Source organism: Pseudolabrys sp. (genome assembly GCF_050250095.1).
In the GTDB taxonomy this organism is placed as follows: Bacteria; Pseudomonadota; Alphaproteobacteria; order Rhizobiales; family Xanthobacteraceae; genus Pseudolabrys.
This window is the reverse complement of the sequence record NZ_JBFWPH010000006.1, coordinates 75,008-98,352: the sequence shown is the minus strand read 5'-3', so window position 1 is coordinate 98,352 and position 23,345 is coordinate 75,008. Positions and strand designations below refer to the sequence as shown.

At 65.4% G+C, this 23,345-nt stretch carries 23 protein-coding genes and 1 pseudogene; 4 read left to right on the top strand and 20 right to left on the bottom strand.

Translation table 11 applies throughout. The features are described 5' to 3' along the window. Positions 1-24: 24 nt before the first annotated feature. From AB7F10_RS17090 to AB7F10_RS17065, 6 genes and pseudogenes are all read right to left on the bottom strand, one after another. Entirely contained in the window at positions 25-1,653 is a 1,629-nt protein-coding gene (locus AB7F10_RS17090) for an ABC transporter ATP-binding protein (protein WP_428563282.1), read from the bottom strand. A 5-nt stretch (positions 1,654-1,658) separates the two neighbouring features. Beyond that, positions 1,659-2,774 (bottom strand): ABC transporter permease, encoded by a 1,116-nt coding sequence (locus AB7F10_RS17085; RefSeq protein ID WP_428563451.1) that lies wholly within the window; start codon positions 2,772-2,774, stop codon positions 1,659-1,661. Positions 2,775-2,837: 63 nt separating this feature from the next. After that, entirely contained in the window at positions 2,838-3,953 is a 1,116-nt protein-coding gene (locus tag AB7F10_RS17080) for a microcin C ABC transporter permease YejB (RefSeq protein WP_428563284.1), read from the bottom strand. A 111-nt stretch (positions 3,954-4,064) separates the two neighbouring features. After that, on the bottom strand, positions 4,065-5,948 hold the full coding sequence (locus AB7F10_RS17075; protein ID WP_428563286.1) for an extracellular solute-binding protein: 1,884 nt from the start codon (positions 5,946-5,948) through the stop codon (positions 4,065-4,067). Beyond that, a complete protein-coding gene (locus AB7F10_RS17070; RefSeq protein WP_428563288.1) occupies positions 5,948-7,840 on the bottom strand; it encodes an extracellular solute-binding protein in 1,893 nt (630 codons plus the stop codon). Before AB7F10_RS17070 ends, AB7F10_RS17075 begins: the two co-directional genes overlap by 1 nt. 329 nt (positions 7,841-8,169) lie before the next feature. After that, a pseudogene (locus AB7F10_RS17065) lies at positions 8,170-8,709 on the bottom strand (c-type cytochrome); the annotation flags it as partial. Between the two features lie 149 nt (positions 8,710-8,858). Here AB7F10_RS17065 and AB7F10_RS17060 point away from each other — a divergent pair. After that, complete coding sequence (locus tag AB7F10_RS17060) at positions 8,859-9,587, top strand: 3-deoxy-manno-octulosonate cytidylyltransferase (RefSeq protein WP_428563290.1); 729 nt, start codon at positions 8,859-8,861, stop codon at positions 9,585-9,587. A gap of 12 nt (positions 9,588-9,599) precedes the next feature. On the opposite strand, the gene AB7F10_RS17055 is transcribed toward AB7F10_RS17060, so the two are convergent. The 3 genes from AB7F10_RS17055 to AB7F10_RS17045 form a co-directional block, all read right to left on the bottom strand. After that, entirely contained in the window at positions 9,600-9,818 is a 219-nt protein-coding gene (locus AB7F10_RS17055) for a hypothetical protein (RefSeq protein WP_428563292.1), read from the bottom strand. Between the two features lie 454 nt (positions 9,819-10,272). After that, on the bottom strand, positions 10,273-10,506 hold the full coding sequence (locus AB7F10_RS17050; RefSeq protein ID WP_428563294.1) for a DUF6894 family protein: 234 nt from the start codon (positions 10,504-10,506) through the stop codon (positions 10,273-10,275). A gap of 14 nt (positions 10,507-10,520) precedes the next feature. After that, positions 10,521-11,243 carry a Crp/Fnr family transcriptional regulator gene (locus AB7F10_RS17045; protein ID WP_428563296.1) on the bottom strand — a complete coding sequence of 241 codons (723 nt, stop codon included), beginning with the start codon at positions 11,241-11,243 and terminating at the stop codon, positions 10,521-10,523. Between the two features lie 411 nt (positions 11,244-11,654). Between AB7F10_RS17045 and AB7F10_RS17040 the strand changes: the two genes are divergently transcribed. Together AB7F10_RS17040 and AB7F10_RS17035 are read left to right on the top strand one after the other, a co-directional pair. Continuing rightward, positions 11,655-12,512, top strand: coding sequence for a prephenate dehydratase (locus AB7F10_RS17040; protein WP_428563298.1), 858 nt, complete (start codon positions 11,655-11,657; stop codon positions 12,510-12,512). An 89-nt stretch (positions 12,513-12,601) separates the two neighbouring features. Further along, positions 12,602-14,296 carry a Na/Pi cotransporter family protein gene (locus AB7F10_RS17035; RefSeq protein ID WP_428563300.1) on the top strand — a complete coding sequence of 565 codons (1,695 nt, stop codon included), beginning with the start codon at positions 12,602-12,604 and terminating at the stop codon, positions 14,294-14,296. A 14-nt stretch (positions 14,297-14,310) separates the two neighbouring features. Here the strand turns inward: AB7F10_RS17035 and AB7F10_RS17030 are convergent, their stop codons facing one another. From AB7F10_RS17030 to AB7F10_RS16990, 9 genes are all read right to left on the bottom strand, one after another. Next, positions 14,311-14,790 (bottom strand): hypothetical protein, encoded by a 480-nt coding sequence (locus tag AB7F10_RS17030; RefSeq protein WP_428563301.1) that lies wholly within the window; start codon positions 14,788-14,790, stop codon positions 14,311-14,313. 64 nt (positions 14,791-14,854) lie between these two features. Further along, positions 14,855-16,096 carry a flavin monoamine oxidase family protein gene (locus AB7F10_RS17025; protein WP_428563303.1) on the bottom strand — a complete coding sequence of 414 codons (1,242 nt, stop codon included), beginning with the start codon at positions 16,094-16,096 and terminating at the stop codon, positions 14,855-14,857. Between the two features lie 147 nt (positions 16,097-16,243). After that, positions 16,244-16,600, bottom strand: coding sequence for a DUF1428 domain-containing protein (locus AB7F10_RS17020; protein WP_428563305.1), 357 nt, complete (start codon positions 16,598-16,600; stop codon positions 16,244-16,246). Between the two features lie 24 nt (positions 16,601-16,624). After that, positions 16,625-17,167, bottom strand: coding sequence for an SRPBCC family protein (locus AB7F10_RS17015; RefSeq protein WP_428563307.1), 543 nt, complete (start codon positions 17,165-17,167; stop codon positions 16,625-16,627). 21 nt (positions 17,168-17,188) lie between these two features. After that, the gene (locus AB7F10_RS17010) at positions 17,189-17,581 is read right to left on the bottom strand and encodes a DoxX family protein (RefSeq protein WP_428563309.1); all 393 of its coding nucleotides are present in this window, start codon (positions 17,579-17,581) and stop codon (positions 17,189-17,191) included. Positions 17,582-17,592: 11 nt separating this feature from the next. Further along, a complete protein-coding gene (locus AB7F10_RS17005) occupies positions 17,593-18,003 on the bottom strand; it encodes a VOC family protein (protein WP_428563311.1) in 411 nt (136 codons plus the stop codon). 45 nt (positions 18,004-18,048) lie between these two features. Next, positions 18,049-18,540: a VOC family protein gene (locus AB7F10_RS17000; RefSeq protein ID WP_428563313.1), complete on the bottom strand. Its 492-nt coding sequence runs from the start codon at positions 18,538-18,540 to the stop codon at positions 18,049-18,051. A 26-nt stretch (positions 18,541-18,566) separates the two neighbouring features. After that, positions 18,567-19,241, bottom strand: coding sequence for a dihydrofolate reductase family protein (locus AB7F10_RS16995; protein ID WP_428563315.1), 675 nt, complete (start codon positions 19,239-19,241; stop codon positions 18,567-18,569). Next, positions 19,225-19,641 carry an ArsR/SmtB family transcription factor gene (locus AB7F10_RS16990; protein WP_428563317.1) on the bottom strand — a complete coding sequence of 139 codons (417 nt, stop codon included), beginning with the start codon at positions 19,639-19,641 and terminating at the stop codon, positions 19,225-19,227. Before AB7F10_RS16990 ends, AB7F10_RS16995 begins: the two co-directional genes overlap by 17 nt. Positions 19,642-19,818: 177 nt before the next feature. On the opposite strand from AB7F10_RS16990, the gene AB7F10_RS16985 reads away from it, so the two are divergent. Then, the gene (locus AB7F10_RS16985) at positions 19,819-20,607 is read left to right on the top strand and encodes an SDR family NAD(P)-dependent oxidoreductase (protein WP_428563319.1); all 789 of its coding nucleotides are present in this window, start codon (positions 19,819-19,821) and stop codon (positions 20,605-20,607) included. A gap of 120 nt (positions 20,608-20,727) precedes the next feature. Here the strand turns inward: AB7F10_RS16985 and AB7F10_RS16980 are convergent, their stop codons facing one another. Both AB7F10_RS16980 and AB7F10_RS16975 read right to left on the bottom strand, forming a co-directional pair. Further along, positions 20,728-22,077 carry a methyl-accepting chemotaxis protein gene (locus AB7F10_RS16980; RefSeq protein WP_428563321.1) on the bottom strand — a complete coding sequence of 450 codons (1,350 nt, stop codon included), beginning with the start codon at positions 22,075-22,077 and terminating at the stop codon, positions 20,728-20,730. 81 nt (positions 22,078-22,158) lie between these two features. Beyond that, positions 22,159-23,286, bottom strand: coding sequence for an FAD-dependent monooxygenase (locus tag AB7F10_RS16975; RefSeq protein ID WP_428563323.1), 1,128 nt, complete (start codon positions 23,284-23,286; stop codon positions 22,159-22,161). Positions 23,287-23,345: the final 59 nt, after the last annotated feature.

Genomic DNA, 23,345 nt, shown 5'->3' with positions numbered 1-23,345 from the left:
CCAGTCACGACTGCGTGAGATGCCCTACTGCGCCACCACGCCCTCGGGCGCCGTTTCGAGCTTGAAGGCGGCGGCGAACAGCGCGCGGGTGTAGTCGCTCTTCGGGCGCTTGAAGAGATCGGCGGCCGCGCCCTCTTCCACGATCTTGCCGTTGCGCATGACGACTAGCCGGCTCGCCATCGCCGCGACCACGCGCAGGTCGTGCGAGATGAACATATAAGTGAGGTCGCGCCGCTTCTGCAGGTCGCGCAGCAGATCGACCATCTGCGACTGGAACAGCATGTCGAGCGCGCTGGTCGGCTCGTCGAGCACCACGAAGGTCGGCTCCAGCACGGCGGCGCGCGCGAGCGCAATACGCTGACGCTGGCCGCCGGAGAACTCGTGCGGATAGCGCTGGCGCATCTCGGCATCGAGACCGACGTCGCGCAGCGCGGCGATCACCTTCGCCTCGCGCTCCTGCTCGCTCATCTTGGGGAAATGCACCTCCAGCCCCTCAGCGATGATGTCGCCGACCGCCATGCGCGGCGACAGCGAGCCGTAGGGGTCCTGGAACACAATCTGCATGTCGCGGCGCACGGGCCGCATCTCCTTGAAGGTCAGGCCCTGGATCGGCTTGCCGAGGAACACGATCGGCCCCTGCGAGGAGATCAGCCGCAGGATGGCGAGGCCGAGCGTGGTCTTGCCGGAGCCGGATTCGCCGACGACGCCGAGCGTCTCGCCCCGGCGCAGCTCGACGCTGACGCCGTCGACCGCCTTGATGTGGCCGACCGTCTTGCGCAGCACGCCGCGCCGGATCGGGAACCAGACCTTCAGATCGTCGGTCTTGACGACCAGTGGCGCGTCCGGCCGCGACGGCGCCGGATCGGGCTTCGGCTCGGCGGCAAGCAGCGCCTTCGTATAGGGATGCTCCGGCGCGGTGAAGACACGCTCGACCTCGCCGGCCTCGACGATTTTGCCGCGCTGCATGACGCAGACACGATCCGCGACCTTGCGCACGATGCCGAGGTCGTGGGTGATGAACAGCATCGACATGCCGAGCCGCTTCTGGGTTTCCTTCAGAAGCTTGAGGATTTGCGCCTGCACGGTGACGTCGAGCGCGGTTGTCGGCTCGTCGGCGATCAGCAGGTCCGGCTCGTTCGCCAAGGCCATCGCGATCATTACACGCTGACGCTGGCCGCCGGACAATTGATGCGGATAGCTGCCGAGCCGCGACGCCGGATCGGGAATGCCGACCTCGGTCAAGAGTTCGAGCGTGCGCTTGCGCGCGGCGGCAGCCGAGATCGGCTGATGAAGCTGCAGAATCTCGCCGATCTGCTTCTCGATGGTGTGGAGCGGATTGAGCGAGGTCATCGGCTCCTGGAAGATGATGGTGATGTCATTGCCGCGCACCCGCCGGATCTCGTTCTCGCGCATCGCCGAGAGGTTTTGCCCCTTGAACAGAATCTCGCCGGTCGGGTGATGCGCCGCCGGATAAGGCAGCAGCTTCATCACCGACAGCGCGGTGACCGACTTGCCGGAACCGGATTCACCGACCAGCGCCACCGTCTCGCCCCGGGCGATGTCGAACGACACGCGATCGACCGCCGTGACCTGCCGCGCGCCCTCGCCGAAGGCGACCGACAGATCCTTGATTTCGAGGAGCTTTTCGGCCATCGGCGTTACCTGAAGGTCTTGCGCGGGTCGAAGGCGTCACGCACCGCCTCGCCGATGAAGATCAAGAGCGACAGCATGATCGCCAGCGAGAAGAAGCCGGTGAGGCCGAGCCACGGTGCCTGCACATTGGCCTTGCCCTGCGACAGCATCTCGCCGAGCGAGGGCGAGCCGGGCGGCAGGCCGAAGCCGAGGAAGTCCAGCGCGGTCAGCGTCATCACCGACGACGACAGGATGAACGGCAGGAAGGTCATGGTCGCGACCATCGCGTTCGGCAGCAGGTGGCGGAACATGATGACGGCATTCGACACGCCGAGCGCACGGGCCGCCTGGATGTATTCGAAGTTGCGGCCTCGCAGAAACTCGGCGCGCACCAGTCCGACCAGCGACACCCACGAGAACAGCAGCAGAATGCCGAGCAGCACGAAGAAGCCGGGCACCAGCACCGAGGAGATAATGAGCAGGAGATAAAGCGACGGGATGGCGGTCCAGATCTCGATGAATCGCTGGAACAGCAGATCGACCCAGCCGCCGAAATAGCCTTGCACTGCGCCGGCGGCGACGCCGATGATCGAGGAAATCACCGTGAGGATCAGCCCGAACAGCACCGATATCCGGAAACCGTAAATGAGCCGCGCCACCACGTCGCGACCCTGATCGTCGGTGCCGAGCCAGTTGTATTCGAGGTCGCGGCAGCCGGAGAGCTTCTTGCGCTCGACCACCGGCTTGCACTCGGCCTCGGTGAGCATCCAGGTCGGCGCGGAGGGCGCCGGCGTCGGCAGATCGAGGTTATGGGTGTCGTAGGAGTAGCGGATCGGCGGCCAGTAGATGCCGCCGCCCTTCTCCTTGATGAGGTTCTGCAGGAACGGATCGCGATAGTCCGCCGCCGTCTCGAAATCACCGCCGAACGCGGTCTCCGGATAGGTCACCACCGCCGGGAAGAACAGCTTGCCGTTGACGTGGATCAGGAATGGCCGGTCGTTGGCGATGAATTCCGCGAACAGCGAAACGAAGAAAAGAATGAGGAACAGCCACAGCGAGACATAGCCGCGCCGGTTGGCCTTGAAGTTCTGCCAGCGCCGGCGGTTCAGCGGCGACAGCGAAAACCGCCCGCGCACCGGCATGACGCTGCCGGCGCCGGTCGAGGCCGCGGATTCCGGGAGCTTGCCGCTGATCTCGGCGTCCACCTAGACCTCCCGCGTCTCGAAATCGATGCGGGGATCGATCCAGGTATAGGTCAGGTCCGACAGCAGGTTCACCACCAAGCCGACCAGCGAGAAGATATAGAGCGTCGCGAATACCACCGGATAGTCGCGATTCAGCACGCTTTCGAAGCCCAAGAGGCCGAGCCCGTCGAGCGAGAAAATCGTCTCGATCAGCAGCGCCCCGGTGAAGAAGGCGTGCACGAAAGCGCCGGGGAAACCGGCGACCACGATCAGCATGGCGTTGCGGAAGATGTGGCCGTAGAGCACCTGCCGGTCCGAGCAGCCCTTGGCGCGCGCGGTCAGCACATACTGCTTGCGGATCTCGTCGAGGAACGAGTTTTTCGTCAGCAGCGTCATGGTCGCGAAGGCCGAGAGCGCCATCGCGATGATCGGCAGCGTCAGATGCCAGAAATAGTCGATGATCTGTTCCCACCACGGCAACGAGCTGAAATTATCCGAGGTGAGACCGCGCAGCGGGAACCAGTCGAAGAACGAACCGCCGGCAAACAGGATGATGAGCAGGATCGCGAACAGGAAGCCCGGAATGGCGTAACCGACGATGATGACGCTGGAGGTCCAGACGTCGAAGGCCGAGCCGTCCTGCACCGCCTTGCGGATGCCGAGCGGGATCGAGATGAGATAGGTCAGCAGCGTCATCCAGATGCCGAGCGACATCGAGACCGGCAGCTTCTCCTTGATGAGCTGCATCACGCTGACGTCGCGGAAATAGCTCGAGCCGAAATCGAACCGCGCGTAGTTCCAGAGCATCAGCCCGAAGCGCTCATAGGCCGGCTTGTCGAAGCCGAACTGCTTTTCGAGCTTCTTGATGAATTCGGGATCGAGGCCCTGCGCACCGCGATATTTCGACGACATGGCGTCGAACTGGTTGCCACCCTGCACGCCGCCGCGGGCGCCGAAATCGCCCGACTGCGAGCCTGAAATGCGCGAGGTGGCGCCGGTGTCGGAGCCGGTCAGCTGCGCGATCACCCGCTCGACCGGCCCGCCCGGCGCGAACTGCACCACGACGAAGGAGACGAGCATGATGCCGAGCAGCGTCGGGATCATGAACAGCAGACGGCGGACGATATAGGCGGCCATGCGGCGTTTATTTCCTCGGTCATTCCGGGGCGACGCGAAGCGTCGAACCCGGAATCCAGCTCTGGATTCCGGCTCCGGCCCTGCGGGCCGTGCCGGAATGACGAATCGACTTTATCCTTTCCGCTCCAGCTTGGCGGCTTTGCTCGGGTCGTACCACCAGGTTTCGACGACGCCGCGGGCATAGCGCGGTTTCTGCGCCGGCTTCGAGAAAACGTCCCAATAGGCGAGCCAGTGCGACCCTTTGTACCAGTGCGGAATCCAGTAGCGTCCGGCGCGAATCACGCGGTCGAGCGCGCGGCAGGCGATCACCAGTTCCTCGCGCGATTTGGCGGCGACGATCTGCTCGATCAGCGCATCCACCGCCGGATCGGCGATGCCGGCGACGTTCTGGGTGCCCTTGGTGGCGGCCGCCTGCGAGGAGAAATACGTGCGCAGCGAATCGCCCGGCGTCTCCGAGAAGCTGAACCGCTGCACCACGATGTCGAAATCGAAGTCATCGACCCGCTTGCGGTACTGCACCGGATCGACGATGCGCAGGCTGGCGTCGACGCCGAGCGTCTGCAGGTTCTTGATGTAGGTCAGGTGATGCGGCTTGAAGGTCGGCTCCTCGATCAGGAACTCGATCGTCAGCGGCTCGCCGCCCGGCAGCATGCGCTTGCCGTCCTTGACCGGGTAGCCGGCCTTGGTGAGCAACTGCGAGGCGCGGCGCAGTAGCTTCCTGTCATGGCCCGAGCCGTCGCTGACCGGCGGCACGTAAGGCTCGTCGAATACTTCCGCCGGCAGCTTGTCGCGGAACGGCTCGAGCAGCGCGACCTCGGCCGCCGACGGCTTGCCCTTCGCCATCATGATCGAATTCTGGAACACCGAATGGGTGCGCTCGTAGGAGCCGTACATCAGGTTCTTGTTGGTCCATTCGAAGTCGAAGGCGTCGTCAAGCGCCTCGCGCAGCTCGCGGCTCTTGAACTTCTCGCGCCGCGTATTGATGAACCAGCCTTGCGCGCCGGAGGGCGTGTCGTCCGCCAGCACGTCGCGTTTCACCTTCCCCTCGCGCAGCGCCGGGAAGTCGTAGCGCGTCGCCCAGACCCGCGAGGTGAATTCCTCGCGCAGCAGATAGGCCTTCGCGGTGAAGGCCTCGAAGCCGACATCGCGGTCGCGGAAATATTCGTAGCGCACCGTGTCGAAATTGTACTGGCCGCGCGACACCGGCAGGTTGGCGCCCCACCAGTCCTTGACGCGCGCATACTCGATGAAGCGTCCCGGCTCCGCCTTGCCGACCTTGTAGGCGCCGCTGCCGAGCGGCGGCTCCATCGTCGACTGGTCGAACGGCTGCTTGCCGTAATAGGCGCGCGAAAAGATCGGCAGACCGGCGACGAACAGCGGCACGTCGCGGGCGCGCTTCTCGGCAAAGCGCACGATCACGGTGCCGTCGTCCGGCGCGTCCGCGCCTTTCAAGTCGCGCAGCAGTTGCGTGACGATCGGGTGGCCGTTTTCCTTGAGCGTCGTCAGCGACCAGGCGACATCCCGCGCGGTGAGCTTGCTGCCGTCGTGGAAGGTCGCCTCCGGACGCATCTTGAACGTATAGGTCAGGCCGTCCTCGGAGATCGCCACCGATTGGGCCGCGAAACCATACATCGCATCCGGCTCGTCGTTCGCCCGCGCCATCAGCGAGGCGAAGATCATGTCGAGGCCGAACGCACCCTCGCCTTTGAGGATGTAGCCGTTGAGCGAATTGAAGGTGAGGAACGAGCCGTTGAAGCCGCGCCGGCTGATGATTTCCGAATAGGCGCCGCCCTTCGGCGCCTGCGGATTGACGTAAGGGAAATGCGCGAAATCGGCCGGGTGCTTGAGGTCGCCGAAGGCCGACATACCGTGGCGCGCGCCCTCGCCCTCGGCCTGCTGCGCAAGCGCGCCGCGCAATCCGAACGGCGGCAGCACGCCCGCCGCGGCCGCGCTTGCGGCCAGAACCAGCGTGCGGCGTCGGCTGAGCGGCAACATCAGGAGCGCTGCGGCGTCTTCGCCGCCTTTTTGTCGTCCCACCACCAGATGGTCGGAAACGCGGACAGTCCGTATTTCGGCATCGCGTCGGGCCGCGCGAAGCGGTCCCAGCGCGCGGTGCGCACCTTGCCGTAGGTCCATTGCGGCACGACGTAGTGGTTCCACAACAGCACGCGGTCGAGCGCATGCGTGGCGGCGACCAGATCGTCGCGGTCCTTGGTGAAGATCACCCGCTCGATCAGCGAGTCGATTGCCGGATTCTTGATGCCGACCAGATTGCGCGAGCCGGGCTGATCGGCGGCCTGCGAGCTCCAGAAGCCGCGCTGCTCGTTGCCCGGCGACAGCGACTGGCCCCAGACCGTGGTGACGATGTCGTAATCCCACTGCCGCAACCGGTTCTCATATTGCGCGGAATCGACGATGCGCGCATTGACGGTGACGCCGAGCCGCTCCAGCGACGGCTTGTAAAACAGGATGAAGCGTTCGCTCGAGGGATCCTGCGCGAGAAATTCGACGCTGAACGGCTCGCCGGTCTTGACGTTGACGAGCTTCGTGTTGCGGATTTCGTAGCCCGCCTCCTTCATCAGCCGGATCGCCTCGCGCAAATTGGTACGCACCGCCTGCGGGTTGCCGTTGACCGGATTCTTGTACGGCGTCGTGAACACCTCCGGCGGCACCTTGTCGCGCAGCGGCTGAAGAATTTCGAGCTCGCGGCCCTGCGGCACGCCCGAGCACGCCAGCTCGGTGCCCTCGAAGTAACTGTTGATGCGGTGATACTGGCCGAAGAAAATCTGCTTGTTCATTTCCTCGAAGTCGAAGGCGTGGTTGAACGCCATGCGGACCTTCGGGTCCTTGAACTTGTCACGGCGGATGTTGAAGGCGAAAGCCTGCATCACGCCGAAATTGCGGATCGGGAATTCCTCCAGCACGACCCGCTTGTCCTTCACCGCGGGAAATTCGTAGGCCGTCGCCCAATTCTTGGCGCTGTTCTCGGTGCGCCAGTCGACCTGATCGCCCTTGAAGGCTTCGAGCGCAACCGTGGTGTCGCGGAAATACTCGAAGCGGAACTCGTCGAAATTGTTGGTGCCGATGTTGACGGGCAGGTCCTTGCCCCAATGGTCCTTCACCCGCTCCATCACCACGGTGCGGCCAGGCGTGAAGTCCTTGATGCGGTAAGGCCCGCTGCCGAGGATCGGCTCGAGCGTCGTCTGCGTCACATCCCGCTTCTTGCCGCTCTTGTCGGTGCCCTCCCACCAATGCTTCGGCAGCACGAACAGCTGGCCGACAATCAGCGGCAGTTCACGGTTGCCAGGCTGGTCGAAGGTGAAGGTGACATCGCGTTCGCCGGTCTTCTCGGCCTTGACGACGTGGCGGTAATAGGCGCCGAGCTGCGGGCTGTTCGCCTTGATGACGCCGAGCGAGAAAACGACGTCCTCCGGCGTCACCGGCTTGCCGTCGTGCCAGCGGGCCTGCGCGCGCAGGCGATAGGTGACGGAGGAATAATCCGGCGGATAGCTCATCGCCTCGGCGAGCAGGCCGTATTCGGTCGAGACTTCGTCGAGCGCGCCGGTCGTTAGCGTCTCCACCACCAGCTCCGGGCCGCGCGCAAGGCTGCCCTTCACGCCGGCGACCACGATGTTGAAGTTGTCGAAGGTGCCGAACGCGATCTGGCGCACGGTGCCGCCCTTCGGCGCGTCCGGATTGACATAAGAGAAATGCTTGAAGCCGGCCGGCTGGCCCGGCTCGCCGAACAGCGACAGCCCGTGCCGCCACACCTTTTCGCCTGCCTGCGCCTGCGCCGCCGCGCGGTCCGGCAGCACAATCTGCGGCAGGCCGGAGCCGGCCAGCGCTGCGACGCCGGTCAGAAGCACGGTGCGGCGGGACACGGTCATGCGGTCAGGCTCCCGGATAAAACGCAGAAATCAACGCATTTCGCAGGATTATGTCGGTTTTCCGGTGCGCTGGCACCTTACCGGCGAATGAAATCTTGGCTTCGGCATCACTTTCCTGTGGGCGCGGCGCGCGTGCCGCGACAAGCCGCCGCAAAAGCAAAACGGCCGGGCAATAACCCGGCCGTTCGCATGGGATCGCAATGCTGCGATTATTTCGGCTGGCCTTCCGCCGGCTTGGCCGGCGCAGGCGCCGCGCCCGGCTTCGGAGCAGCAGCAGGAGCCGCGCCGTCTTTCGGAGCAGCGCCTTCCGCCGGGGCCGCCGCAGCTTCAGCCTTCGGCAGCGGCTGCGGGCTGTCGGACAGCGTGCGCAGATAGGCGATGACGTCGGCGCGCTGGGTGTCGCGCGAGATGCCGGCGAAGCTCATGTTGGTGCCGGGGATATAGCCGCGCGGATTGGCGAGGAACTTGTCGAGCTCGTCGTAAGTCCACTTGCCGCCCTTGGCCTTCATCGCCGCCGAGAAGTTGAAGCCGCCGCGGCCGGTGCCGCGCTCGTGACCGACGATGTCATAGAGGTTCGGGCCGACCCGGTTCGGGCCGCCCTTTTCGAAGGTGTGGCAGGCCTGGCACGGCTTGATCGCGGCCTGGCCCTTTTCAACCGACGCACTGGCGAGCCGCACGCCGATCGGCTTCTCCGGCTCCTTCTTTGCCTCCGCCGCGCCGCCGTGGCTTTCCTCAACCGCGATGGCGAAGCCGGGCTTTTCCGGCTTGTGGGGGGCGAAGATCGCGCCGGAGGCGATATTCAGCGCCAGCAGCACCAGACAGGCGCCGAGCACGGCACCCATCACCTTGTTCATTTCAAACGAATTCATGTCAGACAGGCTCCCGGAGGCGGGCGGCGCAACACCGCAGGATCGGCGGCGGCAGCGGCGATCAGATACCGTTTTGCGGGGTCACTGGCAACCCGTATAAGCGGGCTATATTGCGCAATCCGCAAGGGTTTTCAGGCGTTCCACCGGCCATGCACGACGTGCTCGTCCTCATTCCGGCCCGCATGGCGTCGACCCGCCTGCCCGGCAAGCCGCTGATCGATATCGCCGGCAAGCCGATGATCGTCCGCGTCGCCGAGCAGGCGAAGGCGGCCCATATCGGCGAGGTCGTGGTCGCGACCGATTCCGGCGCAATCGCCACCGCCGTCGAGAAGGCAGGCACCCGCGCCGTGCTCACCGGCGCCGACCATACCTCCGGCTCCGACCGCATCCACGAGGCGCTGCATGCGATCGATCCGGAAGGCCGGGCGAAAATTATCGTCAACGTACAGGGCGATTTGCCGACAGTGGCGCCGGCCGACATCCGCGCCGCGCTCGAACCACTGAAGGACGAGGCGGTCGACATCGCGACGCTCGCGGCGGCCATCTCGAAGCCGGAAGAACTGACCAACCCCAATGTCGTGAAGGTCTATGGCGAGCCGGCGGGACCGCACCGGCTGCGGGCGACGCGCTTCACCCGCGACAACGCGCAAGGCCCCGCCCCGCATTATCACCACATCGGACTCTACGCCTATCGCCGCGCCGCGCTCGAACGTTTCGTCGCGCTGCCGCCGTCGGCGAACGAACAGCGCGAGCGGCTCGAGCAGCTGCGCGCGATGGATGCCGGCATGCGCTTCGACGTGATGATCGTGCAGACCGTTCCGCTCGGCGTCGATACGCCAGAGGATCTGGAAACCGCCCGGCGCATGCTGGCGCGCTAAAGCGAGCGCCGCTCAGAGGCGGTGGGAAAATCCGATATCGGTGGGATAGCCAAAGCCGCAGGAGCAGGCGTAGTGCATGCGGCCCTGCGGCCTGCGCACCGCCGGCGCGATGCGGGACAGCGTCATGCGCTCGCCGCAGTGCGGACACAGGACAATCGGAATGGCGGATACCGTGCCAAACTCCTCGTCGCCAAACGGACGCAGGTCTTCGGCAATCGTCGATGTCTTCACTGGGAACGCTCCGGTTGGCCCGCAACAAAACGCGCAGGCCTCCGGGCGGTTCCCTAATTTCTTGCCGCCGACCGAATGTCGCCGGCAGGCCACTCCGGCCGGCGATATTCGACGCCGCACTCACATTCAAACAAGAGCTTGTTCTCGCCGGACGCAGCCAGCGGCTCGATGGTCATCAACCGCATTGCTCTCCTGCAGCGCGGGCATCTCATCGCCGGAACCGGAGATTGCGGCTCAAATGTCTTGATCTCAGCGGTCATCGTTATCTCCCTTCGTCGCTTGTCGCGGGAGCGGGAGCACACGCTGTCTCTCAGCCACTGATGCTCGGAAATTATTCCCTCAGTGATGAATCATCCTAGCCCGGAAAGGAGGCCGCCGTGTGTCGGCTGTGTTACGTGGGAATGCATAAAAACGACGCACCGCTCCAAGTCACTCCAAACATACGGGATTTCACTCAAGATTTCGGGAAAGCATCGACCGCAAACGACAGGATTTCAAGTCCTGCATCGTCGATGACCGACATCGTGTAGCGCGACCAGTCCATGTCGAACATGGCGCAATCGTGAAACGTCAGTTCTCTGGCGACGGCGACGGCATGGGTGCGCGCCGCATCGTCGTCGGGCAAATCGGTGCCCTCGTGATCCAGCACCGAGTCAGCGTTGCATAAATTGAAACGATAGACCGGCATGTTTTCCTGATCTGCTAAGTCTTCTCGATGCCGATCGCGACCAGCAAGCGGTCCCGGCGCATCGCCCCGTAACATTCGCACGCGCATTTCTCGACCTCGTCGCGATCGAGCAAGGTGATGCGTCCGCGGCTGTAGCTGATGAGGCCTTTGTCCTGCATGGTCTGCGCCAGCAGCGTCACGGTGGTGCGCCGCACGCCAAGCATCTGCGCGAGAAATTCCTGCGTCAGCGGAATGTCGTTGCTGCCGACCCGATCCGCGCTCTGCAGCAGCCAGCGGCACAGCCGCGACGAGGCGTCATGCGCGGCGTTGCAGGCGGACGTCTGCTGCGATTCCGCCCACAAGACCTCGGTGTATCGCATGATGACGTCATGCGCGGCCTTGTTGCCCGCCACATGCTGGGCAAAGCGCGACACCGGAACCGCGACGAACGAGCCACCGATCTGGACATTGACGCGGGTGAACGACAGACGCCGTCCGAGAGCGGCGTGCAGTCCGACCGCGCCTTCACGGCCGACGGTCGTGGCTTCGATCATGCCGCCGCCTTCCGTCACGATCAGCAGCGAGATCAGGCCGGTCTGCGGAAAATAGATGGTGTCGACCGGGGCGCCCACCTCGTACAGAACCCGTCCCTGCGCGAGGCTGACGGTCCGCATGTCGCGTCGGGCCAGTTCGAGCAGGTCGGCGGGAAACGAAGCGAGCAGCCGGTTGCCGGTGGTGGGCGAAAGCGCAATGTCCATAATTCTCCGATCGAAAAGAAATTTCGCCGCCGAGGGCGGAGCGGGACAATGGTTGCGTGTTTGTCCTGTAAGCGCCCCCAGTGGGGCGGCATCATGCCGGGCTGCGTTTCACGCACTGTCCGGTCTGCGACTTAAGGCGCCAACGCGGCCGCCCCTATGCACATCATCGATGTGAGGCCGCTCAATCGTCACGAGTGACAGCAACGCGCCTGTCGTGCCGGCCTATTGGAGAGGTAGTCGGGGATTACGGCGGATTGGGGCCGTGCCAGGGGAAGTCCGCGGCAAGTTTTGTGGCCGCGCTGAGGCAGCGGCGGAACCGTCGGAAACTGGGAGCCGTTGGCGCTTCTGCGGCCATGTTGACTTGTCCCGGAAGGTTTGCGACCCAACCCGCCAAACAGAGGTGGGCGGGCGATGGCCAGGAAGAAGATCGTTTTTCAGGGCGAGTTGGGAGCCAATTCGCACCTCGCATGCCAGGAGGCCTATCCGGACTACGAGCCGGTGCCCTGCCCGACCTTCGAGGACTGCTTCACCGCGCTCACCGGCGGCGACGTCGATCTCGGCATGATTCCGATCGAGAATTCGGTGGCCGGCCGGGTCGCCGACATTCACCACCTGATGCCGACCTCGAGCCTGCACATCGTGGCGGAGTGGTTCCTGCCGATCCGCAACCAGCTGATGGCGCCGAAGGGCGCGAGCCTGAAAACCATCAAGACCGTGCAGAGCCACGTCATGGCGCTCGGCCAGTGCCGCGGCACCATCCGCGACCTGAAGCTCAAGCCGGTCGTCGCCGCCGACACCGCGGGCTCCGCCCGCGAGGTCTCGGAGGCCAGGGACATCACCCGCGCCGCGATCGCCTCGCGGCTCGCGGCCGAGATCTACGGCCTCGACATCCTCAAGGAGAATGTCGAGGACGAGTCGCACTCGACCACCCGCTTCGTCGTGCTGTCGCGCGAGAAAAAATGGGTCGCCCACGGCCAGGGCAAGACCATCACCACCTTCGTGTTCCGCGTGAGAAACGTGCCGGCGGCGCTCTACAAGGCGATGGGCGGCTTCGCCACCAACGGCGTCAACATGACCAAGCTGGAAAGCTACATGGTCGGCGGCAACTTCTTCGCCACGCAATTCTATGCCGACGTCGAAGGCCACCCGGACGACCGCGCGCTGGTCTTCGCGCTGGAAGAACTTGCCTTTTTCTCGAAAGAACTGACCATTCTCGGCGTCTACCCGGCGCATCCGTTCCGCGACACCTTCAAGGAAGAGAAGGACTGACCTGCTTGCCGGGCTGCGTCGCGCGGCCGGTGCCGGCGTTCTTCTAAAGCCGCATTGCGTGGCTTATATTGCCCCTCGAAGGAGATCCGATGGGCACGCTGGTGATCCTCGACATCATGGGGGGTGCCGCGCTGCTGCTCTGGGGCCTGCACATGGTCCAGAGCGGAATCATGCGCGCATTCGGTCCGCAGCTTCGCCGCTTTCTGTCCGGCGCACTCGGCAACCGCTTCGCCGCCTTCGGCGCCGGCCTCGGCCTCACCGCACTCCTGCAAAGCAGCACGGCGACCGGCCTGATGACGGCCTCGTTCGCGGCGGAAGGCCTCGTCGGCCTTGCGCCCGCGCTCGCCATCATGCTCGGCGCCAATGTCGGCACCACGCTGATCGTGCAGGTGCTGTCGTTCAAGGTCACTGCGGTCGCGCCGGTGCTGTTCGTCATCGGCCTCGTCTCGTTCCGGGCCGGCTCGCGCACCATGCTGAAAGACCTCGGCCGCGTATCCATCGGCATCGGCCTGATGCTGCTGGCCCTGCACATTCTGATCGACACGTTGGCGCCCGCCGAAAGCGCGCCCGCCGCGCGCGCCGTTCTCTCGGCGCTGACGGCCGACCCGGTGCTGTGCATCGTCATCGCCGGCATCGTCACATGGGCGGTGCATTCGAGCGTTGCGACCGTGCTGCTGACGATGTCGCTCGCCTTTTCCAATTTCGTCACCCCGGAAGCGGCGCTCGCGCTGGTGCTCGGCGCCAATCTCGGCAGCGCGGTCAATCCGCTGTTCGAGGGCACCCGGCGCGGCGACCGCGCGAGCTATCGCGCGCCGCTCGGCAACCTCATCAACCGTCTCGCCGGCGTGCTGCTGGTGACGCCGTTCCTGCCCGAGATCGCGAGCCTGCTCCAGCCGCTGCAGCCCGACATGGCGAAAATGACGGCACAGTTCCACATCGCGCTCAATGTCGGTCTCGCCGCGCTGTTTCTGCCGCTGCTGTCGCCCATGGCCGCGCTGCTCACCAAGCTGATCCCCGACCAGCCCCGCAGCAACGACGCCTCGGCGCCGAAATATCTCGACGAAAGCGCGCTCGACACGCCGTCGCTGGCGCTCGCCGATGCCGCGCGCGAGACGCTGCGCGTCGGCGATGTCGTCGAATCCATGCTGCGCAAGGCGATGCTGGCGTTGAAGGGCGGCGACCGCGCGCTGATCGGCGAGATCTCGGCGATGGACAACACCGTCGACCGGCTCGACGAGGCGATCAAGCTCTACGTCACCAAGCTGACACGCGGCACGCTCGACGAACGCGAAAGCCGCCGCGCGATGGAGATCATCTCCTTCACCATCAATCTCGAGCATATCGGCGACATCATCGACAAGAACCTCAATGAGCTGGCCGCCAAGAAGAACAAGCGGAACTTAAGTTTCTCTGAGGACGGCGCCGCCGAACTCGAAGCCTTTCACAAGGACGTGCTGGACAGCCTGCGCATCGCCTTCGGCGTCTTCATGTCCGGCGACGTCGCCGACGCGCGCCGGCTGCTGGCGGAAAAGACGCGGCTGCGCAACGCGGAGCGGCTCGCCGCCGAGCATCATCTCGAACGGCTGCGCGAGGGCCGGCCGGAAACGCTGGAAACCACCAGCCTGCATCTCGACGTGCTGCGCGACATGCGGCGCATCCACTCGCATATCTGCGCCGCCGCCTATCCGGTGCTGGAAGCCGCCGGTGTCGCCACCGCCGAAGACAGCGAGGCGGCAAGCCGCGCGCTGACGCCGCTTGGCGTTCCCAAACCCGCGACCAAATAAAACCGGCAATTCAATTACTGGCAGCGGCCGTAATAGCCGAAACCGCGCGTCGAATCGGTGACGATCCAGCAGCGCTCCGGCTCGAGCCGCAGTCCCTCGCCCGGCTCCACGCGCACCGGCGAATGGCGTGAAGTCCGCGGCACGCGCGCCGCGGGCGGGACGTCCGCCTCTTCCTGGGCGCGCGCTTCATGCGCTTCGTCGCGGCCGCGCGCCGTATCGGGCCTGGCGCGCTCGCGCGCTTCGGCGGCTTCGTAGGGCTGGCGTGCGTCGGTGGCTTCGTTGCGCTTGCGCGCCTCCGCGGCCTCCTGCCGCTTTTGCGACGAGGCAGGACGAACGCGGGTCGAGCTCGTCGTCTCCGGCTCGGCCTTTTCCGCCGCCACGGCCTGCGCGGCCGGTGGCCGCTTCGCCGTGATCGGCTTCAGCAGCGTGCCGTAAAGCGCCAGCACGCCGACGAAGGCGGCGACGAGGCTCACGATGTAAGCAACAAACGCCATTGCGGTTAGATTGGCCCCTGCGGACACGATGTCCACGCGCGCAAGTGTCACACCCGGACGAGTGTCACTGCTGCGTAACGCGCAGAGCCAGAATTTGTTCCGCCGCCACAATTCCCGTCGCGAAAGCGCCGTGCGCGGTCGAAAAATCGCCCGGCGAGCACGCTTCGCCGGCAAAAAACAATCGATCGTCGACGGATGCGGCGAGTTTCGCGCGATCGTCGGCATGTCCGGGCAGCGCATAGGAGTACGAGCCGCGCGCGAACGGATCGTTGTGCCATTGGTGGACATGAATGAGGCCGATGCGATCGGCAAAATCGCTGCCGAACACGCCGGTAAGTTCCTCGCGCGCGAACGCCATGAAGCCGCGCTCGCCGTCCTGTTCGAGCGCGGCGGCGCAGCGCCCGCCGAAATAAGCTTCGATCATCGGCCGTCCGAACGGGCGAAAGTGGTAATTGCCGGTGCCGGCGCGGTCGGTGCGGCCGAAAATCCGCAAATCCGCTTCGAAATCCTCCGCGCGTTCGAGCGACAGGAACAGCTTGTCGGCGAGACCGAGCGGCAAGCCGCGCGCCGCCGCGACCTTGTCGGGCAGCGCCGGCGCAAACAAGGCGTCGTCGGCGAGGAGCGACGTCGGCAGCGTGACGATCGCGCGGCCGGCGGCGAGCGCGCCTTTCGCGGTGTCGATACGCAGTTGCGCGCCGCTGCGGTCGATCCGTGTCACCGGGCAGTCGAGCACGGTATTGAGGCCCTCGCCGTGCGCGGCCACCGTCGCGCCGTAACCCTGAAGCACGCGCCAGTTGACGCCGGTATCGGCGTAACGGTCGGTGTCGTAGACCGACACGCGGTCGAGTTCGGCGCCGCTGATGTAAGTGCTCGCGGCATTCAGCGCTGCGTTCCAGCGGCCGTTTTCCGGCAGCAGATTGGCGAGCGCCTGATCGGGCTGCTCGCGCGCGGCGTCCTCGGCGCGGCCGAACAGGTCGCGCAGCGCGCCCCAGAACTCGCGATGCTGCGCGGCGGGGAAAATCGCCTCCGGGCCGGGCCGCTCCCACGGCGGCCGCGTGCGATCGACGGTCTTGCCCTGCACGACGGCGATGGCGTTCCACGGGTTGCGGTCGGCGGAGTGCAACCAGCCGCAGCCATTGTCGAGCGCGCGGCCGCCGCGGTCGAGCACCGTGAAGGCGCGTCCGCCGAGCCGCGCGCGCGCCTCGACCAGCAGATAGTTCACGCCCGCGGCGTGCAGCCGCCGCGCCGCGCCGATGCCGGCCGCGCCGCCGCCGACCACCACGACTTCGTATTCACCGTTCGTCATTCTGTAGAATTTGAGATTTCGTCTGTCCGAGAGCTTTCAGGGCGGCGGACTGTGCCGTCACGACCGTGGCATTGCAATGACCGGCAAGCGAAAGGCGGGTCTGCGCCCGACGCAGCCCGCCTTTTTCTTTTCGACCGAAGGTTGCCGTCAGAAATCGACGATGATCTTGAAGCCGCCGTAGATCATGCGCTTGGCGTCGAACGGCGCCTTGCCGGTCATCATCTTCGCGAGCCGTTTGTCGGCCATCACCTTCTTGAGCACGGCGTCGCGGTGCTTGCGCGACTTGTAGACGATCCAGGAGAACATCACCGTCTCGGTGCTCTTCTGCTTGACGCTGCGCGGGAACGAGGTGCGCTTGCCCCAGGCAACGTCGTCGGCGACGCTCTCGCGGAATTCCAGCGCGCCGTATTCCATCCAGACCTTGCCGGCCTTGCGGGCCATGGTGCGGTAAGCCGCGACGCTGCGCTTGGGCACCGGCACGATAAATCCATCGACGTAAGACATGGCTTCCTCCTGTTGTAATCCGTTTCAGGGCTTCGCTTCGGCAACCGCCTTGAGCTTGGCGAGACCCGCTTCGAAATCGCCGCCGACCATTTTGTCCATGTCGAAGAAGACGTGGATGATCTTGGCGAAGAATGGCGCGGGGCCGCGCATGTCCCACGTCACCACGCTAGCGTCGCCCTGCGGCGCCAGCGTGAAATCGACCGTGTTGTGCGCCTCGAACGGCCGGGTGAAATCGAGCTTGAGCGCGACTTTGCTCGGCGCCTCGGCCTGCGTGATCTCCATGCTGCCGGAACCGATAGTCTTGTCGCCGTCCCAGCCATAGGTGGCGCCCTTGCCGCTCGCCACAGCGCCATAGGTCCGCTTCATATTGGGGTCTTTGGTCTCGTAGGGAGACCACTCCCGCCAGCGGTGGAAATCCGCGATCAGCGGATAAATCCGCTCCGGCGGCGCATTGATCGTCGCCGACCGCTTGACCTGGAAGGTGTCGGGCTTCCGCGCCGCGAGGAGCAGCACGACGACGAGGCCGAGGACGAGAACGGCGGCGACGATACCGATGATTTTCAGCATGGCTGAACTCTGGTCTTTCGATCAATCGTTGCGATAGGGAAACAGCGCGCGCAGGCGCGGGTCGCGCAGGTAAAGGCCGGCCCAGGCCAGCGCGCCGATGGCGAGCACGGTGAGGTTGTGCGGCCACAGCGGGCCGGCATCGCGCAGGTGAGCGGCCATCGCCCCGCCGAGGAAACCGGTGATCAGCACCGCGCCGAGCACCGCGGTGCGCGGAAGGGCGTAGAGCACCGCGCAGACCAGCACGGTGAGGCCGATATGCTGCGCACGTTCGAGCGGAATGCCGGCCTCCCTCATGCCCTGGACGACGGCGTCGATCGGGATCAGCTTGGTGGCCGCGTCCATCAGCAGGAAGGCGACCACCAGCGCGGTGACGACACGGCCGGTCCAGAGGACGGGCCTGCTCTCGAAATTCATCGCCCGCCCCGTTACATCGGTTTCGCGACGATCAGCATCCAGTGCATGCCGAACTTGTCCTGCACCATGCCGAAGGTCTTGGCGAAGAAGGTTTCCATCAGCGGCTGGGTGATATTGCCGCCCTTGGCGAGCGCGTCGAAGATGCGCTGCGCATCCGGCACCGTATCGGCGGCGATCGCCAGCGATGACCCTTCGAATTTCGTCGTACCGCCGCCGCAGCCGTCGGACATGAAAATCGTGGTGTCGCCGATCTTGAACTGCGCGTGCATCACGAGATCCTTGTTCTCCGGCGGCACGCCCGACTGGTCGGGGCTGTCGCTGAAGCGCATCACCATCTCGTCGGTGGTGCCGATCGCCTCCTTGTAGAACTTGAGGGCTTCGGCGGAGCGGCCGTTGAAGAACAGGTAGGAGTTCGTATGCATGGGAGGTTCCTTTGACTGGGTTACGTTGGGTTCAGTTTTGAAAAATCAGCCGGCGTAGGCTTTCTGCAGCACCGCGATGTCGAGCTTGCGCATCTGCAGCATCGCCTTCATGGCGCGATTGGCTTTGGCGCGGTCGGTGTCCTTGATCATGGCAATCAGGACTTTCGGCGTGACCTGCCAGGACAGGCCGAACTTGTCCTTCACCCAGCCGCAGGGGCCTTGCTCACCGCCTTCGCCGAGCTTGCTCGAGAAGTAGTCGACCTCGTCCTGCGTCTCGCAGAAGACCTGGAACGACACCGCCTCGCTGTGCTTGAACAGCGGGCCGCCGTTGAGCGCGACGAAGGGACGGCCTTCCAGCTCGAACTCGACGGTCATCACCGAGCCCGGCGGCTTGCCGTGAACGTCCTGCCCTTCGCTGGTGTAGTGGCTGACCGACTTGATCTTCGAATCCTTGAAAATCGAAACGTAGTGCTTGGCGGCTTCTTCACCGTTCGAGTCGAACCACAGGCAGGCTGTGATGTTGTGCGAAATGGCCATAGCGGTACTCCGGGGTTACGAAACAATCATTGCGACTTGGTGAGAACGATGTGAGTGGCGGCGGCGGTCGCGACGTGTTCGGTGACCGCAAAGCCGAGCGCCGGCAGGTCGATGCCGGAGAGCAGATGCTCGCCGGAGCCGAGCAGCACCGGCGAAACGGCGAGATGCATCTCGTCGATCGAACCGGCCTGCAGATATTGACGGATGGTGGAGACGCCGCCGCCGATGCGGACGTCCTTGGCTCCCGCGGCGTCGCGGGCCTGCCGCAGCGCGGACTCGATGCCGTCGGTGACGAAATGAAACACCGTGCCGCCTTTCATCGTGACGGGCGCGCGCGGATGGTGAGTGAGCACGAACACATGGCAGTGGTATGGCGGCTCGTCGCCCCACCAGCCTTTCCAGCGATCGTCCGGCCACGGGCCGCGCACGGGGGCGAACATGTTACGGCCGAGAATCCACGCGCCGACATTCTCGAAGCCGCGCGCGGCGAAATCGTTATCGGGGCCGGTGGTGCCATCGGTCTTGCCGAGCACCATCGTCTGAAACGTCCGCGTCGGGATCATCCACCCGTGCAGCGTCTCGCCGCCGGCGCCGAGCGGTCTCTCGAGGCTCTGGCCCGCGCCGGCGCCATAGCCGTCGAGCGACACCGTGAAGCCGCGCACCGTTACCCTGCCCGACGCGGGATTATGTCTTGCGGCCACGCTTCTTCTCCTTCGGCTTGCGATTCTTGTTGCGGTCCTTATTGCGATCCTTGGCGTCCTTCGGGTTCTCCCCGTCGCCCTGCGCCTGCAGCTCGCGCAGATAGTCGTCGAGCCGGTCGAACCGCTCCTCCCAAAGCTTGCGGTAGCGTTCGAGCCAGTCATCGACCGGCCGCAGCGCCCTGGCGTCGAGCTTGCAGGGCCGCCATTGCGCCTCGCGCCCGCGGGTGATCAGACCCGCCTGCTCCAGCACCTTCAGATGCCTGGAAATCGCCGGCCCCGAGATGTCGAAGGGCTTGGCGAGATCGCTGACCGAGGTTTCGCCGAGCGCCAGCCGGGCGAGGATCGCCCGGCGGGTCGGATCGGCAAGGGCCGAGAAGGTGGCGCTGAGGTGGTCCTGCATGGCTTTTATCTAACCACTCGGTTATTTAACTTAATGGCTAAATACGAGAGCTGGAGCCGGAAGTCAAGCGACCGCCGGGGGCCCGCCGCCGGGACATTTCCGCGCACCGGGCCGGCCTGCTAAATCCAGAGCAGATTCTTCGCTCCCAGAACCAGCACGGACAGGATCCGCACCGACATGACCCGCCTTTCCGACAAAGTCGCTCTCGTCACCGGGGCCGCGCGCGGCATCGGCCTCGCCACCGCCAAGCGCTTCCTCGCCGACGGCTGGCAGGTCGCCCTGCTCGATATCAATGCCGAGACGCTCCATCGCGCGTTTGCCGAGATCGCAAAGCCGGACACCACGCTGGCGCTCGAATGCGACGTCTCGGACCCGCAGTCGGTGGCCGGCGCTTTCGCCTCGCTGGTGCAGCGGTTCGGCCGGCTCGACGCGCTGGTCAACAATGCCGGCATCGCGATCTTCGGCCCGATCCTGCAGACGAGCTTCGCCGACTGGTCGCGCGTGCTCGCGGTCAACCTGTCGGGGCCGTTCCTGTGCTCGCAGGCCGCCGCACCGTTGATGCGCGACAATGGCGGCGGCGCCATCGTCAACATCACGTCGATCTCCGGCTTGCGCGCCTCGACGCTGCGTGTCGCCTACGGCACCAGCAAGGCCGGCCTCGCGCATTTGACCAAGCAGCAGGCGGTGGAGTTCGCGAGCTACGGCGTCCGCGTCAACGCGGTGGCGCCGGGTCCGGTCGACACCGCGATGGCGAAGGCCGTGCACACCCCTGAGATCCGCGCCGATTACCACGACCACATGCCGCTCAATCGCTACGGGCTGGAGCAGGAACTCGCGGAGGCGATCTACTTCCTGTGCAGCGATCGCGCGAGCTACATCACCGGTCAGGTGCTGGCGGTGGACGGCGGATTCGATTCGACCGGCATCGGCCTGCCGACGCTGCGCAAGGATGCGCGGAACAGCTAGACCGCGACACAGGCCAACAATTGCCGCTCACCCCCGCGAAAGCGGGGGTCCAGAACCAAATAACCGGCTTGTGAGCGACACTCTGGATTCCCGCTTGCGCGGGAATGAGCGGAGTTTGAGCTAGACCGCGACGCGGCTGAGGAAGCCTTCGATGCGTTCTTTCAGACCGTTGGCGGCGTTCTCCACCGTCCCGGTCGCGCCGAGCACCGTCGTCGAGGCCGCGCGCACCTCGTCGATCGCCGTGTTGACCTCGTGCAGCACGGTGACGACCACCTTGGCGGCGTCCGCCGCGCCGGAGACGTTGCGCGCAATCTCGCCGGTCGCGCTGTCCTGCTGCTGCAGGGCGCGCGCCACCGCCGAGGTATAGCCGTCGATTTCCTGCATGCGGCCGGTGTTGCGGCGGATCGCATCCACCGCTTCCTGCGTCGAGGATTGCACCGCCTCGATCTGGCAGGCGATGCGCTCGGTCGCCTTCGCGGTCTGCACCGCGAGCGTCTTCACTTCCGCCGCGACCACCGCGAAGCCGCGCCCCGCCTCGCCGGCGCGCGCGGCCTCGATGGTGGCGTTCAGCGCCAGAAGATTGGTCTGCTCGGCGATGTCGCTGATGAGGCTGGCGACGTCGCCGATCTCCTGCACCGTCTCGGTCAGCCGGCGCATCTGCGCGTCGGCCGCGTCGGCCTCGCTGACCGAGGAGCGCACCAGCTCCGCGGCGTGGCCGACCTGCTGGCCGATCTCGGCGATCGACACCATCAGTTCCTCGGCCGCGCTTGCCGCCGTGGTGATGTTGGTGGAGGCCTCGTCGGACGTGACGACGGCGTGGCCGGCGCGCTCGGCCGTGCGCCCCGACGATTGCGTCAGCGCGGCGGCGACCGACTTCAGCGCCGCGGCGCCCTCGCCGACCGTCTTCAGCGCCAGCGCGACGGTTTCGCGGAAGGCGCGCAACTCGGCGTCGATCTCGGTGCGGCGGCGCTCCTGCTCGGACATCGCCGCGTTCTGGCGTTCCGCCTTCATGCGCTCGGTGATGTCGTCGTGGGTGCCGATCCAGTATTTGCGGTCGGCGATCGGCCGGTTGCAGACCAGCACGGTGCGGCCCTCCGGCGTATCGACGACGCGGCTCATCGTCTCGCCGTTGCGCATCAGCGCCAGCACGTCCTCGCAGTATTTTTCGGGATCCATGTCGATATTGCCGACGGTCTTGCGGTTGCGCAGCGCGTCGAGCAGCAGCGCGCCGGGCTTCACCACCTCGCGCGACAGCCGGTACATATCGATATAGCGGTCGTTGAAGAAGACGATGCGGCCGTCGTTGTCCGCCATGATGACGGCCTGCGTCATGTTGTTGAGAACCTTGATGAGCAGGCTGGGGTCCGTGGTCGAACGCAGCACCGCCGCGCGGCGCCAATAGACGGCACCTGCCGCGCCTGCAAGCAGCGCGATCAACGCAAGCGCATAAAGCCAGGTGTCGAGCATCATGCCACCAGCCCGGTTTCGCCGGCTGACAGCTTTATGACGCAAGAATTTATGAATTGTTAACCCAACGCGGGGCAGCGGAAATTACGCGCGGGACTGCTCGTAACGGGCGACGAATTGCGGCGAAACCGCTCGCAACCGCTCCAGATCGATCCGGCCCGACCGCGTCAGGTAGCTCATGGCGAAGTCGTAGGGCGGAAGCTGGAGGTGCTCGGCAAAGCGCTCGTACCACGCCGCGCTGGCGTTCGCCCCGCTGACGATCTTTTCGACGATGGGCCGCCGCGCCGCCGCGAAGGCCGGCAAGGCCGCCGCGACGTCATCGCCGTGCGCGGCCAGCGCCCGGTCGAGCGCGATGGCGTCCTCCATCGCGAGTCGCGTGCCGGAGCCGATGGAGAAATGCGCGGTGCGCAATGCGTCTCCGATCAGCACGTATTTGCCGTGATGCCAGCGGGCGTTCGAGACCTGCGGAAAGCGCCGCCAGATCGAATTGTTGGAGATCAGCCGGTGGCCGTCGAGCGCGTCGGCGAACACTTTTTCGCACAGGGCGCGGGCGTCGTCGGCCGGCATGCGCTCGAAGCCGGCGCGCACGAAGCTCGCCTCGTCCATCTCGACGATGAACGTGCTGCGGTTCGCCGCGTAACGATAGTGATGCGCATTGAAATCGCCGATCGGCGTGTGACGAAAGGTCTGCGTCAGCGTGTCGAACGGCCTGGTGGTGCCGAACCAGGCGAAGCGGTTATTGAGATAAGAGAGGCTTGCGCCGAACTCCTGCTCGAATGTCTTGCGCACCAGCGAATTGACGCCGTCGGCGCCGACCATCAGGTCGGCTTCGCCAAGCTCGTCGAGCGAGGTCACCGCGCGCTCGAACTGCGGCACGACGCCGACCGAGGCGAGCCGCGCCTGCAGCATCTGAAGAAGCTGCAACCGGCCGACCGCGGCGAAGCCGATGCCGTCGAGCGTCACCCGCTCGTTGCGCAGCACCAGCGTCATGTCGCTCCACACCTCCATCGCCGGCGTGATGGCGGCATAGGTCTCCGGATCGTCCCCGCGCAGGAACTCCAGCGCGCGGTCGGAAAACACCACGCCGAAGCCGAAGGTGGCGTTGGCCGGGTTCTGCTCGACGACGGTGACGTCCGCGCCCGGCTGGCGGCGCTTGATGAGATACGCGAGATAAAGGCCGGCCGGGCCGGCGCCGAGAATGACGATGCGCATGCCGCCTTTTATCGCAGCAACCGCCGCGCGTCATGTTAGACTACACATGAAATAAATTG

What these genes read in the sequence shown, in the direction of transcription:
- AB7F10_RS17045 (WP_428563296.1), bottom strand. Translation starts at nt 11,243, where the DNA reads ATGGACATTGCGCTTTCGCCCACCACCGGCAACCGGCTGCTCGCTTCG.
- AB7F10_RS17020 (WP_428563305.1), bottom strand. Translation starts at nt 16,600, where the DNA reads ATGTCTTACGTCGATGGATTTATCGTGCCGGTGCCCAAGCGCAGCGTC.
- AB7F10_RS17080 (WP_428563284.1), bottom strand. Translation starts at nt 3,953, where the DNA reads ATGGCCGCCTATATCGTCCGCCGTCTGCTGTTCATGATCCCGACGCTG.
- AB7F10_RS17010 (WP_428563309.1), bottom strand. Translation starts at nt 17,581, where the DNA reads ATGAATTTCGAGAGCAGGCCCGTCCTCTGGACCGGCCGTGTCGTCACC.
- AB7F10_RS17060 (WP_428563290.1), top strand. Translation starts at nt 8,859, where the DNA reads ATGCACGACGTGCTCGTCCTCATTCCGGCCCGCATGGCGTCGACCCGC.
- AB7F10_RS16985 (WP_428563319.1), top strand. Translation starts at nt 19,819, where the DNA reads ATGACCCGCCTTTCCGACAAAGTCGCTCTCGTCACCGGGGCCGCGCGC.
- AB7F10_RS17090 (WP_428563282.1), bottom strand. Translation starts at nt 1,653, where the DNA reads ATGGCCGAAAAGCTCCTCGAAATCAAGGATCTGTCGGTCGCCTTCGGC.
- AB7F10_RS17005 (WP_428563311.1), bottom strand. Translation starts at nt 18,003, where the DNA reads ATGCATACGAACTCCTACCTGTTCTTCAACGGCCGCTCCGCCGAAGCC.
- AB7F10_RS16990 (WP_428563317.1), bottom strand. Translation starts at nt 19,641, where the DNA reads ATGCAGGACCACCTCAGCGCCACCTTCTCGGCCCTTGCCGATCCGACC.
- AB7F10_RS17070 (WP_428563288.1), bottom strand. Translation starts at nt 7,840, where the DNA reads ATGACCGTGTCCCGCCGCACCGTGCTTCTGACCGGCGTCGCAGCGCTG.
- AB7F10_RS17085 (WP_428563451.1), bottom strand. Translation starts at nt 2,774, where the DNA reads ATGCCGGTGCGCGGGCGGTTTTCGCTGTCGCCGCTGAACCGCCGGCGC.
- AB7F10_RS17035 (WP_428563300.1), top strand. Translation starts at nt 12,602, where the DNA reads ATGGGCACGCTGGTGATCCTCGACATCATGGGGGGTGCCGCGCTGCTG.
- AB7F10_RS17050 (WP_428563294.1), bottom strand. Translation starts at nt 10,506, where the DNA reads ATGCCGGTCTATCGTTTCAATTTATGCAACGCTGACTCGGTGCTGGAT.
- AB7F10_RS17075 (WP_428563286.1), bottom strand. Translation starts at nt 5,948, where the DNA reads ATGTTGCCGCTCAGCCGACGCCGCACGCTGGTTCTGGCCGCAAGCGCG.
- AB7F10_RS16975 (WP_428563323.1), bottom strand. Translation starts at nt 23,286, where the DNA reads ATGCGCATCGTCATTCTCGGCGCCGGCCCGGCCGGCCTTTATCTCGCG.
- AB7F10_RS17040 (WP_428563298.1), top strand. Translation starts at nt 11,655, where the DNA reads ATGGCCAGGAAGAAGATCGTTTTTCAGGGCGAGTTGGGAGCCAATTCG.
- AB7F10_RS17015 (WP_428563307.1), bottom strand. Translation starts at nt 17,167, where the DNA reads ATGCTGAAAATCATCGGTATCGTCGCCGCCGTTCTCGTCCTCGGCCTC.
- AB7F10_RS16980 (WP_428563321.1), bottom strand. Translation starts at nt 22,077, where the DNA reads ATGATGCTCGACACCTGGCTTTATGCGCTTGCGTTGATCGCGCTGCTT.
- AB7F10_RS17000 (WP_428563313.1), bottom strand. Translation starts at nt 18,540, where the DNA reads ATGGCCATTTCGCACAACATCACAGCCTGCCTGTGGTTCGACTCGAAC.
- AB7F10_RS17030 (WP_428563301.1), bottom strand. Translation starts at nt 14,790, where the DNA reads ATGGCGTTTGTTGCTTACATCGTGAGCCTCGTCGCCGCCTTCGTCGGC.
- AB7F10_RS17025 (WP_428563303.1), bottom strand. Translation starts at nt 16,096, where the DNA reads ATGACGAACGGTGAATACGAAGTCGTGGTGGTCGGCGGCGGCGCGGCC.